General features: G+C 73.7%; 11 protein-coding genes. 6 read left to right on the top strand and 5 right to left on the bottom strand.

The genetic code is table 11. The features are described from left to right. Nucleotides 1–25: 25 nt before the first annotated feature. Genes RM590_RS27685 through RM590_RS27695 form a run of 3 tightly spaced genes read right to left on the bottom strand, consistent with a single transcriptional unit; the run spans nt 26 to nt 3,110 of the window. Nucleotides 26–886 (bottom strand): carbohydrate ABC transporter permease, encoded by an 861-nt coding sequence (locus tag RM590_RS27685; RefSeq protein WP_311707464.1) that lies wholly within the window; start codon nt 884–886, stop codon nt 26–28. Beyond that, nucleotides 883–1,791, bottom strand: a complete 909-nt coding sequence (locus RM590_RS27690) for a carbohydrate ABC transporter permease (protein ID WP_311707465.1) — start codon at nt 1,789–1,791, stop codon at nt 883–885. Before RM590_RS27690 ends, RM590_RS27685 begins: the two co-directional genes overlap by 4 nt. After that, the gene (locus RM590_RS27695) at nt 1,788–3,110 is read right to left on the bottom strand and encodes an ABC transporter substrate-binding protein (protein ID WP_311707466.1); all 1,323 of its coding nucleotides are present in this window, start codon (nt 3,108–3,110) and stop codon (nt 1,788–1,790) included. Before RM590_RS27695 ends, RM590_RS27690 begins: the two co-directional genes overlap by 4 nt. 107 nt (nt 3,111–3,217) lie before the next feature. Here RM590_RS27695 and RM590_RS27700 point away from each other — a divergent pair, with 107 nt between their 5' ends. Together RM590_RS27700 and RM590_RS27705 are read left to right on the top strand one after the other, a co-directional pair. Beyond that, nucleotides 3,218–5,170 (top strand): heparinase II/III domain-containing protein, encoded by a 1,953-nt coding sequence (locus tag RM590_RS27700; RefSeq protein WP_311707467.1) that lies wholly within the window; start codon nt 3,218–3,220, stop codon nt 5,168–5,170. Then, nucleotides 5,167–6,276, top strand: a complete 1,110-nt coding sequence (locus RM590_RS27705; RefSeq protein ID WP_311707468.1) for a substrate-binding domain-containing protein — start codon at nt 5,167–5,169, stop codon at nt 6,274–6,276. Before RM590_RS27700 ends, RM590_RS27705 begins: the two co-directional genes overlap by 4 nt. 10 nt (nt 6,277–6,286) lie before the next feature. Here RM590_RS27705 and RM590_RS27710 read toward each other — a convergent pair whose 3' ends face one another. Further along, entirely contained in the window at nt 6,287–7,873 is a 1,587-nt protein-coding gene (locus RM590_RS27710; RefSeq protein WP_311707469.1) for an SLC13 family permease, read from the bottom strand. A 307-nt stretch (nt 7,874–8,180) separates the two neighbouring features. Here RM590_RS27710 and RM590_RS27715 point away from each other — a divergent pair, with 307 nt between their 5' ends. Beyond that, a complete protein-coding gene (locus tag RM590_RS27715; RefSeq protein WP_311707470.1) occupies nt 8,181–8,990 on the top strand; it encodes a SigB/SigF/SigG family RNA polymerase sigma factor in 810 nt (269 codons plus the stop codon). A 4-nt stretch (nt 8,991–8,994) separates the two neighbouring features. Then, nucleotides 8,995–9,549: a DUF6328 family protein gene (locus RM590_RS27720; RefSeq protein ID WP_311707471.1), complete on the top strand. Its 555-nt coding sequence runs from the start codon at nt 8,995–8,997 to the stop codon at nt 9,547–9,549. On the opposite strand, the gene RM590_RS27725 is transcribed toward RM590_RS27720, so the two are convergent. Continuing rightward, nucleotides 9,446–10,642: a PAS domain-containing protein gene (locus RM590_RS27725; protein WP_311707472.1), complete on the bottom strand. Its 1,197-nt coding sequence runs from the start codon at nt 10,640–10,642 to the stop codon at nt 9,446–9,448. The two genes, RM590_RS27720 and RM590_RS27725, sit on opposite strands and share 104 nt — an antisense overlap. A gap of 81 nt (nt 10,643–10,723) precedes the next feature. Here RM590_RS27725 and RM590_RS27730 point away from each other — a divergent pair, with 81 nt between their 5' ends. Then, on the top strand, nt 10,724–11,434 hold the full coding sequence (locus tag RM590_RS27730) for an ANTAR domain-containing response regulator (RefSeq protein ID WP_311707473.1): 711 nt from the start codon (nt 10,724–10,726) through the stop codon (nt 11,432–11,434). A gap of 95 nt (nt 11,435–11,529) precedes the next feature. Continuing rightward, nucleotides 11,530–12,834: an NAD(P)/FAD-dependent oxidoreductase gene (locus RM590_RS27735; protein ID WP_311707474.1), complete on the top strand. Its 1,305-nt coding sequence runs from the start codon at nt 11,530–11,532 to the stop codon at nt 12,832–12,834. The last annotated feature ends 1 nt before the right edge of the window (nt 12,835 follow it).

A 12,835-nucleotide genomic window follows, 5' to 3' on the forward strand; every position in this document is an offset into this window, starting at 1 on the left:
AGAGTTTCGGGGCGGTGCGGTGCGGTCACTTCACGCTCCCCGCGGCCAGGCCGGAGCGCCACTGCCGCTGGAGCACGATGAACGCGAGCACGAGCGGAACGACGGCGAGCAGCGAGCCGGCGATCACGAGGGGGTTGTACTGGGGGAACTGGGACACGCGCGTGCTCCACTGGTAGAGGCCGAGGGTCATCGGGAAGAGCTCGGGGTCGGTGAGCATGACCAGCGGCAGGAAGAAGTTGTTCCAGATGCCGACGAACTGGAACAGCAGGATGGTCACCACGCCCGGGCGCATCATCGGCAGGGCGACGGTGAAGAAGATGCGCAGCTCGCTGGCGCCGTCCACGCGGGCGGCCTCCAGCACCTCGTCGGGCACCGCGGCCTCGGCGTAGGCGCGGGCGAGGTAGACGCCGAAGGGGTTGGTGAGCAGCGGCAGGAACACGGCCCAGAAGGTGTTCACTATGTGCAGCTCGGAGGCGAGCAGGTAGAGCGGGAGGGCGAGCGCGGTGGTGGGCACCAGCACCCCCGCCAGGGTGACGGCGAACAGCAGCTTGCGGCCGGGGAAGTCGAGCTTGGCGATGGCGTAGCCGCAGGCGGCGCAGATCAGCGCGCCCAGGACGGCGCCGAGACCGGCGTAGAGCAGGGAGTTGCGCACCCAGGACAGGAAGATGCCGTCCTCTTCGGAGAAGAGGTCGCTCAGGTTGGTCCACAGGTTCCAGTCGGCGAACTCGAAGGCGCTGGTGGTGGAGAAGTCGCCGACCGACTTGGTGGCGGAGGTCAGCAGCCAGATCAGCGGCAGCACGCTGTAGAGGGCGGCGATGGCCAGCACGGCGTGCACGGCGCCGCGCGACATCCAGCGGGAGGCGCCCGGCGTGGGTGAGGCGGTCATCGGGTCCTCCGGGTGGAGATGCGCATGACGAGCGCGGAGAGCAGGGCGCAGGCGATGGCCAGGAGCATCGACGCGGCGGCGGCGCGGCCGTAGTCGTTGCTGATGAACGCGGACTCGTAGACGTAGAGGCTGGGCGTCCAGGTGCTGGTCACCGAGCCGGTGAAGGTCCGCAGCACCAGCGGCTCGGTGAAGAGCTGGAGCGAGCCGATGACCGTGAAGACCAGGGCCACGAACAACGTGGGCCGGATGGCCGGGACCTTGATGGACAGGGCGGTGCGCAGCGGGCCGGCGCCGTCCACGCGGGCGGCCTCCAGGGTCTCCTTGGGCACGGTGCGCAGCGCGGTGTAGAAGATGATCATGTTGTAGCCCAGCCACTGCCAGGTGGCGATGGTGACGATGGAGGGAAGGATGCCGTTGCTGCCCAGCGGGTCCCAGGGCAGCAGGTCGTTGATCGGCCCGATGTCGGGGCTGTAGAGGTAGGCCCAGATCAGGCCGCCGATCACGCCCGGGACGGCGTAGGGGAGGAAGACCGCCAGCGACCACACCTGGCGCAGCCGGCTGGTCGCGCCGTCCAGCAACAGGGCCAGCGCGAGGGCGCCGCCGAGCATCAGGGGGACGTGGATCAGGGCGTAGAGCGCGACGTTGCCCACGCTGTCGCGGAACGCGGCGTCGGAGAGGACGTCGGCGTAGTTCTCCAGCCAGACGAACGCGTCGTGCGGGCCGTCGAAGCCGAGGCCGGAGAGGCGTTCGGTGAACAGACTCAGATAGAGCGCGTAGCCGATGGGCACCAGCACGGTGCCGGTGAGCAGCAGCGCGAAGGGGGCGACCAGCGCCAGCGAGGCCAGCCGGGAGCGGCGGCCGCCGGGGCGGGTGGGGGTCTTGGTGCCGGGGGCGACGACCGTCATGCCGGGTTCCCTTCTCGCACGGACAGCCCGCGGTCGCGCATGTCGGCCACGGCCGAGGACTGCACACGGCGGATCGCGTCCGGGATCGTGGTGGCGCCGGTGGACACGCCGCCGAAGGCGTCGGTGATCGTGGAGAACAGCCCCAGCGCGTTGGGTCCCCAGGTCCACTCGGGGACGCGCTCGGCCGCCTCGTCGAGCACGCCGTAGACCGGGTCGCCGATGAAGTAGTCATTGGAGACGACCTCGCGGGCGATGTCCCGGTTCGGCAGATACGCGGGGAACGGGGAGGTGAACGTGGCGCCGATGCGCGGGACTTGGGGGTCGGTGCTGATCCAGCGCAGGAAGGTGAGCGCGGCGTCGGCCACGTCGCTCTCCTTCGAGATGCCGAACGCGGTGCCGCCCTGCACGCCGTTGGACGGTTCCCCGTTCCAGGTGGGCATGGTCGTCACCGCCCAGCGGCCGGTGTCGTCGGGGATCGACTTCTTGAGCGTGCCGACGCTCCACGCCGCGCCCAGCAGTCCCCACAGCTTGCCGGTGTGCACGGCCGCGATCCACTCCTGGGTGCCGGTGGGGCCGCCCCGGACCAGGCCGGCGGAGATCATGTCCTGCCAGTACTCGGCGGTGCGGATCGTGCCCGGGCCGTCGACGTTCACCACCCAGGTGTCGCCCTCGATGCGCCACCAGGGGTCGCCGGCCTGCCAGGACATGCCGGCGAAGAACGACCCGTCGTTGAGCGGGAACGTGGTGATCCGCGCGTCCGGGTCGGCCTCGCGCACCGCCTCGGCGGCGTCGCGGAACTCCTCCCAGGTGGTGGGCACCGCGATGCCGTGCTCGTCGAACAGGTCCTTGCGGTAGTAGAACGCCATCGGGGCCAGGTCCATGGGCACCGCGTAGGTGCGCCCGCCGGGGTTCACGCCCTGCCAGGCGGCGGGGGAGTAGCCCTCGGCCAGGTCGGCCACGTCGTCGGTCATCTCCCGCAGGCCGCCGGTGGCCAGGATCTGGCTCAGGCCCTGGTACTCGACGTGCAGGATGTCGGGGGCGTTGTGCGCGCGGATCGCGTTCGTCTGCTGGGCGTAGCCGCCGGAGAGACCGGCAGCGATCACGCTCAGCTCCACATGGACCTCGCGCTGCGCCTCGTTGAAGGCCGCGACGTACTGATCCATCCCGGTCAGCCAGGACCAGATCCGGACCTTGGTCGCGCCGGACGCGGTGGTGTCCGAGGAACAGCCGGCGAGTGCGGACCCGCCCGCCGCCAGGGCTGCGGTGCCGGCCGAGGCGCGCAGGAACGCGCGACGGGACCAGCCGTGGTGAAGCGCCATTACTTCAGATTTCCCTCCTGAACGGGGTGTGCGGGCTATTCAGCCCGTGCGATAGTTCGTGGTCAATCAGCATGGATCAAAGTGATCAGAATCGATCAGGAGTGAAAGTGACGGTCGGTAAACGGCCCCCCGCCGCGGGGGCGCTCGCCACCCGGCTCCGGGTCGCCCCGGTCCCCGCGCACGAGCCCGATCCGCTCGCCGGCGCCCGGCGCGGGCTGCCCGTCCCGCCGGTCACCGACCGCGCGGTCTGGGACGCCGTGGACTCCGCCACCCGCGACGGCCTGCTGCGGCTGGCCGCCGCCGAGCTCGCCCGCCCGGCCCCCGCGCCGCGCGCCTCCGACTGGGCCCGGGCCTTCCGGGACGGGGTCCGCACCGCCTGGGAGGACCCCGCCCGGGAGCTGCGCGAACGCGTCGCCCTGCTCACCCTGGCCGCCGTGCTCACCGGCGAACGGGCCGATGCCGGCGACCCGCCCGGCGCCGCGCCCCACCTCGACGCCGCCGCGGACGGCATGGTCGCCCTGGCCGAGGCGAGCACCTGGTGCTGGGCGCCGCACGACGCGTACACCGCGGCCCGCGGCGAGGTGCTGCCCGACCCCGACCGGCCGTATCTGGACCTGGGCGCCGCCGAGGTGGCCGCCCTGCTGGCCTGGGCCGACCACGCGCTCGGCCCGCACCTGGACGAACGCGTCCCCGGCCTGCGCCGACGGCTGCGCCGGGAGGTCACCGCCCGCGTGCTCGACCCGTTCCGCGACACCCGCGACTGGCCCTGGCTCGGCCTGACCCGGCCCGCCGACAACTGGAACGCCTGGATCCACTCCGCCGTCCTCGCCGCCGCGCTGCTCCTCGTCGAGGACGCCGCCGAACGCGCCGGCCTGGTGCGCCTGGTCGTCGAGGGGCTCGACCGCTTCGTCGCCACCCTGCCCGACGACGGCGGCATCGACGAGGGCGTCGCCTACTGGTGGCTCGGCGCGGGCCGGCTGCTGGAGACGCTGGACCTGCTCGCCGCGGCCGGCCCCGGCGTCCTCGACGCCCGCGACCTGCCCGTGCTGGCCGAACTCAGCCGCTTCCCGCACCGCATGCACCTGGGCGGCCCCTGGTACGTGAACGCCGGCGACGCACCCGCCCGGCTCGCCGACGACCGGCCCTGGCACCTGCTGCACCGCTGGGGCCGGCGGCTCGGCGACGCCCGGGTGACCGCCCACGCGGTGGCGCGCGGCGCGGCCCGGCCGCTGGCCGTGAGCCCGGGGGAGGGGCTGGGCAGCGCCCTGGCCGGGCTCGCCGACGCCGACTGGCGCGCCGCCCGCGCCGCGCCCGCGCCGGACGCCGCCGACTGGCTGGCGGCCGACGTCTGGCTGCCCCGCGTCCAGGTGCTGGTCGCCCGCGAACGGGCCGGCACCACCGACGGGTTGACGCTGGCGGCCAAGGCAGGTCACAACGCCGAGCGCCACAACCACCTGGACGTCGGCACCTACTGGGTGGCGCTCGACGGCAGGCCGGTCGTCGTGGACGTGGGCCAGCCCACCTACACCGCCGCCAGCTTCGGCCCCGACCGCTACACCGCCTGGCCGCTGCGCTCCGCCTGGCACAACGTCCCCACGCCCGGGGACGCCGACCAGGCCCCCGGCGCCGGCCACGCCGCCCGGGCCGTCACCGCCGACCTCGCGCCCGGCGCCACCGAACTCCGCGCCGACCTCGCCGCCGCCTACCCCGAGGGGCTGCTCACCTCCTGGCCGCGCACCCTCCGCCTGGTCCGGGCCGCCGCCGGCCGGCCCGCCCACGTGCTGATCGAGGACGCCTGGACGCCCGACCCCGGCCCGGTGCGGCTGCGGCACGTGCTCGCCGGCGACGTTCGCCTCGGCCCGGACCACGCGCTGGTCACCGCCGCACCCGGCCGCGTCCTGCGCATCGGCTGGGACCCGGCCGCCGTCACCGCCGAGCTGACCCGGCGCGAACTCACCGACCCGCTGCTGCGCCGCTCCTGGGGCGACGCGCTGACCCGCCTCACCCTGACCGCGGTGACCGGCGCCCCGGTCCGCGTCCGCATGGAGCGTGCCCGATGACCCTCGCCTGGGAGCGCCAGGAACACATCCTCGCCGCCGTCCGCCGCCACGGCACCGTCCGGCTGGCCGACCTCGTGCAGCGGCTGGGTGTGTCCGCCGTCACCGTGCGCCGCGACGTCACCGCCCTCGCCGACCGCGGCCTGGTGCGGCGCGTCCACGGCGGCATCACCCTGCCCTACCGGGGCGGCGCCGGCGAGCCGGACGCCGCCCCGCACCGCTCGGCGTTCGGCCAGACGGCGACCCGCACCCTGGTGGGAATGGTCGTGCCGTCCGTGGACTACTACTGGCCGCACGTCGTCCAGGGCGCCCAGGCCGCCGTCACCGCCGCCGGCGGCCGGCTGGTGATGCGCGCCTCCAGCTACCACCCCGGGGAGGACCGCCGCCAGGTCGCCACCCTGCTGGAACGCGGCGTGCAGACGCTGCTGGTCGCCCCCGCCGTCGGCGGCTCGGCCGGCCTGGACCTGCTGCGCTGGCTCGGCGGGCTGCCCGTTCCCGTGGTCCTGGTGGAACGCCTGCCGCCGCCCGAACTGCCCACCCTCGCCCTCGACGCGGCCACCACCGCGCACTCCCTGGGCGCCGGGCTGGCCGTCCGGCACCTGGTCACCCTCGGCCATCGCCAGATAGGGCTGATCACCTCCCGGTCCAGTCCCACCAGCCGGGCCCTGCGCGCCGGCTGGCAGGAGACCGTCACCTCCCTCGAACTCCCCTCCCTCCAGCTCGACATCGACGTCCCCACCTATGGCACGCCCGGCTGGGTCGCCGCCTATGACGAGGTGCTGCGCCGCTGCCGCGAACGCGGCGTCGGGGCGCTGCTGGTGCACTCCGACCGGGAGGCCATCGGCATGGTGGAACGCGCCCACGACCTGGGCATCGCCGTCCCCGACGAACTCGCCGTCGTCTCCTACGACGACGAGGTCGCCGCCGCCTCCGACCCGCCGCTGACCGCCGTGCGCCCGCAGAAGCACCGCCTGGGCGCCCTCGCCGCCGAACTCGCCCTGGCCCGCTTCGCGGACACCACGGAACGCCCTGTCCACCGCGTCCAGTTGTGGCCGACGCTGGTGGTCAGGGAGTCCTGCGGCGGCCAGCCGACCGCGCCCGGCGGCTAGCCACGGGACACTAGCCGATGCCGGTCACCTCCACCATCAGCGGCAGACCCAGAATGATCAGGATCGCGCCGAGGATGTCGAAGGTGAACCCGGACCGGATCATCGTGGTGATCGGCACCACGCCCGAGCCGTAGGCGATCGCGTTCTGCGGCGTCGACACCGGCAGCATGAAGCCGAACGACGCCGCGAACGTGGCCGCCAGCGCCGGCACGAACGGATCGACCTCCGCCGCCATCGCGATGGGCAGGATGATCGGCACCACCACCGCGGCCGACGCCGTGTTGCTGGTCGTCTCCGACACCAGGATCGCCAGCACCACGGCGAACGCCGTGATCGCGAACGTGCTGGACAGCCCGAGCCAGTCGTTCGCCTCCGTGCCGATCGTCTCCGCCAGGCCGGTGGACTCCAGCAGCGAGCCGAAGATGATGCCCGTGCCGAACAGCAGGATCGTGCCCCAGTCGATGCGCGCCGCGTCACTCCAGTTCAGCGTGGTCTCCCGGCGCGCCCAGTTGGTGGGCAGCAGGAACAGCAGCGACGCGCCCAGCACGGCGACGACGCCCTCGTTGAGCCGCCCGCTGACCGTGTCGTACACCGACGAGTCGGTGCCGGCCACCAGCGCGATCACACCCGGCGTGATCCACAGCACCACGGTGATGCCGAACGCGATCAGCGTGTTCCACTCCGCCCGCGACAGCGGCCCCAACTCCGCCCGCTGCGCCGCGACATACTCCTCCACGCCGTCGATGCGGCGGATCTCCGGCCGGTTCAGCAGGAGCAGCACCACCGCGAGCGCCACGAACATCAGCGCGCAGATCGGCACCGCCGTGCCCATCCACTGCGCGAACGAGATCTTCTCGCCGGTCGCCTCCTCGATCAGGCCCCGGCCGATCAGGTTCGGCGGCGACCCCACCGGCGTCAGCAGCCCGCCCACCGACGCCCCGTACGCCAGCATCAGCACCAGCGCCGCGCCCACCCGCAGCCGGGTCGGGTCGAAGTCCTCGGCGACCAGGCCCCGGTCCTGGAGCAGCTTGGCGATGACCGTCAGGATGCCCAGCGCCGTCGGCAGCAGCATCGCCACGGTCGCGGTGTTGGAGACGAAGGCCGACAGCACACAGGTGATCCCGCCGAACGCCACGACCACGCCGAACGTCGAACGCCCGACCCCCGGCAGCGCCAGGATGCGGAACGCGAACCGCCTGGCCAGGCCGTGCTTGAGCATCGCCTGCGCCAGGATGAACGCCCCGATGAAGGTGAAGATCGTCGTCGACCCGAACGGCGCCAGCGCCTCGTCGGAGGGCACCACGCCGAACAGCACGATGGCCCCGACCCCGATCAGCCCGCCGACGGGAATCGGCACCGGCTCGGTCACCCACAGCACCACGACGCCCAGCAGGATGCCGGCCAGGGTCTGCTGACTGGGCGCCATGTCCAGCGGCAGCGCCAGGAAGACCGCCGCGATCAGCGGGGCCAGCCACAGCCCGGACGTTCTGCGGGCCCGTTCGAACCGCTCCTCGGCGGGCGAGAGTCTCTGCTCGCCCAGGCTGCGATAGGTCGCATGGCCGAGGAGCGCCTTTTCCACATCGGTCCTGGATGTCACGGAACCACCTCCGAGTCCCGCGCCCGCCGCGTCGCGGACGCACCTAAGAACCTGTCCCCCCGTGGGCCGCGCGTACAGGGGCGCGGCGAAAAAGAGTTGTGCAAGGGACCGGTGTTCCGCTTCGCACACGCCCGCCCGGCGCGATTCGCCCGCCGCATCCCCGTTTGCGTCCCCGTGGGGCGGGCACGTGCTTATACGTGCTTCGGACAGAAGGCACGCCCGCGGGAGCGGTATGGCTCCCCGTGCGCGGTCCGAGGCCCGTCCGCTCCCGTGGGGACCACCGAGTCCACCGAGAAGGGAGCGAACCATGCCCGCCACCTATGTCAGCAGGTCCCGCCGGCGGCATCCGCACCACGACGCCCCGGACACCCGGGAGGCGTTCCGGCGGCTCTCCCACATGAGGCCGGGACCCGAGCGCGACAAGCTGCGCGAGGAGATCGTCCGCGCCTGGATGCCGATGGCGGCCCGGCTCGCCCGCCAGTACCGCAACCGGGGCGAGAGCCTGGAGGACCTGGAACAGGTCGCGCGACTGGGCCTGGTCAAGGCCGTCCTGCGCTACGACCCCGAGCTCGGCACCGCGTTCGAGAGCTATGCCGTGCCCACCATCACCGGCGAGATCAAGCGCCACTTCCGCGACCACCTGTGGGGCATGCACGTGCCGCGCCGCGTCCAGGAGCTGCGCAACCGGGTGCGCGTCGCCAGCAACGAGCTGTCCCACACCCTGGACGGCCGCCGCCCCGACGCCGCCGAGATCGCCGAGTACGCCAACATGACCCAGCAGGAGGCCCGGGCCGGCCTGGAGGCGCTGCACAGCTTCACCGTCCTGTCGCTGGACGCCGAGCTGTCGGGCGCGCCCGAGGGCGGCTACTCGCTGCTGGACACCCTGGGCCGCGCCGAGCCCGGCTTCGAACGCGTCGTCGAGCGCGAGTCGCTGCGCAGCCGGCTGCGCGCCCTTCCCGAACGCGAACGGCAGATCCTCTACCTGCGGTTCTTCCGCGGCATGACGCAGAGCGGCATCGCCGAGCAGGTCGGTATCTCGCAGATGCATGTGTCCCGGCTGCTCACCCGGACCTGCTCGCGCCTGCGTGAAGAGGTGGAGGCCGGCGGTGCAGGATGACGCCATGCCGAGGGTGCGGGCGCGGAACGAGACTCCGCCGGAACGTGACGACCGGAACTTCGCCGAGCTCCTCCAGGAGCTGCGCGTCACCCAGACCGGGGTGCAGATCCTCTTCGCGTTCCTGCTGACGCTCGCGTTCACCGAGCGCTTCCCGGACCTCGACGACGTGCAGCGCGGCACCTATGTCACCACGCTGGTGCTGGCCATGGGGGCCACGGTCCTGTTCACCGCCCCGGCCGCGCTGCACCGGCAGCTCTTCCGGCGCGGCGCCAAGCGGCAGGTCGTCGAGGTGTCCGCGCGGCTGGCGACGGCCGGGCTGGCGGTGCTGGCCCTCGCGCTCACCGGCGCGCTGCTCCTCGTGGTGGACGTCGTGCTGGGCCGGGCCGCCGGGATCGCCACGGCCGTGGGCGCGTTCACGCTGTGCGCCGCGCTGTGGGCCGTGCTGCCGCTGGTGCTCAGGCGGCGCGCAGGGCCAGCGCGATATGCCGTGACATCCGCTCCATCGCGCTCGCCTCGGCCAGCTCGAAGGCGTGACGGGGGCCCACGCGCAGGAGCGTGAGGACGCCGAGCACCGCGCCCGACGGCGGTCGCAGCGGCACGCACAGCAGCGACGACGCCTCGGTGAGCGCCAGCACGGGCAGGCCGTCCGCCGCCTTGCCCAGCGCGAACGGGTCCTCCGGCCGCACCTGGAGCGCCGAGGCGCCGGCCCGGGCCGCCTCGCCGATCAGGGGCGCGGCGGCCGGGTCCTGCGCGGCGACGGCCTCGGCCCGGTCGGCGCCCGGCCCGTTCCCCGGGCCCAGCACGGTCACCCGGCGCAGCCACCCGTCCTCCGGCGCCCCGTCCCGCGCCGCGACATCGGCGATCACCCAGTCGGCGAACCGGCCGTGCAGCACCCGGCAGGCGCGGGCCAGCGGCGACTCGGCCCGGGGGCCGGTGTCGTCGAGGAGCGCCACCACCATGTCGTCGAGGAGATCCATGAGTTCGACGTGGCTGCTCACCTCGGCCGGGTCCGGCCGGCCGGCGGGCTCCGTCGCCGCGACGCCCGGCGCGGCCGGCCGCCGTCCCGCGCCCTTCGTCATCGGCTGGCACACCGCGAGGACGGCCGTGCGCCGGTGGCCGGGCGGGCGCACCGCCGTGAGCGTCACCCACAGCCGGGTGGGTCTCTCGTCGCCGCCCGCGCCGTTGCCGAGGCCGTGCATCAGCTCCACGGCCAGGCTGCGGCTGCCCTCGTGGCGGGCGACCGCCGCCACTTGGCCGCGGAACGCCGCCCGCCCCTCATGGGCGAACGAGGCGGTGATGGACCGGCCGGCGGCGTAACCGGCGCGCAGGCCGAAGAGTTGACTGGCGGCGAAGTTGAGTCGGCTGACCACACTGTCCCGGTCGAGCAGCACGACCGGAACGGGCAGCCCCTGGAAGACCGCGCGAAGCAATTGCTGCTCCCTGGGATCGGCTGGCCGCGCGTTCTGGCGCTGGGCGGCGACGAGTTGCTCATAACGCGGCCACAGCACATCGGACACGTATTGAAGTTCGAAGAGGGCGGCGTCCAGATTGGCCGGCCCCCCGCCGCCCGGCAGGGCGCGGTTGGCACGCAACTCCGCGACGCGCTCGCGGAAGTCGGTGAGCTCGGCGCCAAACTCCTCCGCATCGGCCATGGGGACACAGTAGCGGCGGACGACGTGAGGACAGTCGTACTCGCGCCGTTTTCCGGGCCCGTCGCTGGGCAGGCGACGCCCATGTCCGCCTCCACGACCGAACAACCGACGGACGTTTCGGCCCGCGCGCTGGCCCGGCTCGCCGAGGAGGCCGCTCTGTGCGCACCGGGGGCCTGCGGCGCCGCCGCGACCGCGAACGTCGACGGCTGTCCGCCGGAGATCCCGGCCGCCGTCACGCACCCCGACCTGGCCCCGCTCGTCGCCGTGCAGTGGGAGGCCGGCGAGGGCCCGATCCCGGCCGCGGTGCGCACCGGCGAGCCGGCCGGGGCCGACGACCTGCTGGCCGACCGGCGCTGGCCCGACTTCCGCGCCGTCGCGCTCGACGCGGGCGTCCGCTCCAGCGCCACGCTGCCGTTCCGGCACGACGAGCTGACCGTGACGGTCACCGTGTGCGGCTTCCGGCCCGGGCTGATGGACGCCAGGACGCGCACCCTGGCCGGCCTCATCGGGGACCTCGCCACCCGCACGCTCGCCCACGACCACGCCTATGAACGCGCCCTCACCGAGGTGGACCAGCTCGATACCGCGCTGCGCTCCCGCCCCGTCATCGACCAGGCGTGCGGCATCCTCATGCATGTGCTGGAGTGCGACTCCCAAACGGCCTTCCGGCTGCTGCGCAAGCAGTCCCAGCGCACCAACAGCAAGCTCGCCGACCTCGCCGAGACCGTTGTGCGCACCCGGGGCCACGGCATCGAGGGCGCGCTCACCCGGCTGCCGCCCGCCGCCCGCTGACGGCGGGCGGTCCGCGCATCACATGGCCGCGCGGCGGCATCACTCCGCCCGGGCCGGGTACCCGCGACACCTCGTTTCTCTCAAGGAGGTCGCGCATGAGCCGGTCCCGGATCGTGATCGCCGGAGCGGGCTTCGCCGGCTACCGCGCCGCGCGGATCCTGTCCCGCACGGTACGCAAGCACGCCGAGGTCGTGCTGCTGAATCCCACCGACTACTTCCTCTATCTGCCGCTGCTGCCCCAGGTCGCCGCCGGAATCCTGGAGCCGCGCCGGGTCACCGTCTCCCTCACCGGGACGCTGCCGCACACCCGGCTGGTCCTCGGCGAGGCGGGCGGCGTCGACCTCGACGCGCGGCGCGTCCACTACACCGACCCCGAGGGCCGCGCCGGCGAGCTGGACTACGACACGCTCGTGCTGTCCGTCGGCAGCGTCAGCCGGCTGCTGCCCATCCCGGGCGTGGCCGAGCACGCCCGGGGCTTCCGCGGCCTGCCCGAGGCCCTCTATCTGCGCGACCACATCGTCCGCCAGCTCGAGCTGGCCGCCCACACCGACGACGCGGAGGAGCGCCGCGCCCGGTCCACGTTCGTCGTGGTCGGCGCCGGCTACACCGGCACGGAGGTCGCCGCGCACGGCACGATGTTCGCCGACGCCATCACGCGGCACACCGACGGCCGGGGCGTCACGCCCCGCTGGATGCTGCTCGACATCGCCCCCCGGGTCCTTCCCGAGCTGGACGAACGCCTCTCGCGCACCGCCGACCGGGTGCTGCGCAAACGCGGCGTGGACGTGCGCACCGGGATGTCGGTGAAGGAGGCGCGGCACGACGGCGTTCTGCTGGACAACGGCGAGTTCGTCCCGACCCGCAGCCTCATCTGGTGCGTCGGGGTGCGGCCCGACCCGCTCGTCGCCGACGTCGGACTGCCCACCGAACGCGGCCGGCTGTGCGTCGACCGCTATCTGAACGTCCCCGACCACCCCGAGGTCTTCGCCTGCGGCGACGCCGCGGCCGTGCCCGACCTCACCCGGCCCGGGCAGTTCACGCCGATGACCGCCCAGCACGCCTGGCGGCAGGGCAAGACCGTGGCGCACAACATCGCGGCGGCCTTCGGCCTGGGCGAACGCCGCGCCTACGAGCACCACGACCGCGGCTTCGCCGTCGACCTGGGCGGCACGAAGGCGGCGGCCAACCCGTTCCACGTGCCGCTGTCCGGGCTCCCGGCCGGCGCCGTGACGCGCGGCTACCACCTGATGGCGATGCCGGGGAACCGGGTGCGGGTCGCCGCCGACTGGCTGCTGGACGCGGTGACGCCCAGGCAGGCCGTCCAGCTCGGCATGGTCCGGGCCGGCTCGGTGCCGCTGGACACCGCCTCCCCGGAGCTGGTCCGCACACCACGGGACTGAC

Source organism: Streptomyces litchfieldiae, assembly GCF_031845365.1.
Taxonomy (GTDB): domain Bacteria; phylum Actinomycetota; class Actinomycetes; order Streptomycetales; family Streptomycetaceae; genus Streptomyces; species Streptomyces litchfieldiae.

Excerpts from the sequence above, each read along its gene's own strand:
- RM590_RS27730 (WP_311707473.1), top strand. The coding sequence starts at position 10,724 with ATGTCCGCCTCCACGACCGAACAACCGACGGACGTTTCGGCCCGCGCG.
- RM590_RS27715 (WP_311707470.1), top strand. The coding sequence starts at position 8,181 with ATGCCCGCCACCTATGTCAGCAGGTCCCGCCGGCGGCATCCGCACCAC.
- RM590_RS27705 (WP_311707468.1), top strand. The coding sequence starts at position 5,167 with ATGACCCTCGCCTGGGAGCGCCAGGAACACATCCTCGCCGCCGTCCGC.
- RM590_RS27720 (WP_311707471.1), top strand. The coding sequence starts at position 8,995 with ATGCCGAGGGTGCGGGCGCGGAACGAGACTCCGCCGGAACGTGACGAC.
- RM590_RS27725 (WP_311707472.1), bottom strand. The coding sequence starts at position 10,642 with ATGGCCGATGCGGAGGAGTTTGGCGCCGAGCTCACCGACTTCCGCGAG.
- RM590_RS27735 (WP_311707474.1), top strand. The coding sequence starts at position 11,530 with ATGAGCCGGTCCCGGATCGTGATCGCCGGAGCGGGCTTCGCCGGCTAC.
- RM590_RS27695 (WP_311707466.1), bottom strand. The coding sequence starts at position 3,110 with ATGGCGCTTCACCACGGCTGGTCCCGTCGCGCGTTCCTGCGCGCCTCG.
- RM590_RS27690 (WP_311707465.1), bottom strand. The coding sequence starts at position 1,791 with ATGACGGTCGTCGCCCCCGGCACCAAGACCCCCACCCGCCCCGGCGGC.
- RM590_RS27685 (WP_311707464.1), bottom strand. The coding sequence starts at position 886 with ATGACCGCCTCACCCACGCCGGGCGCCTCCCGCTGGATGTCGCGCGGC.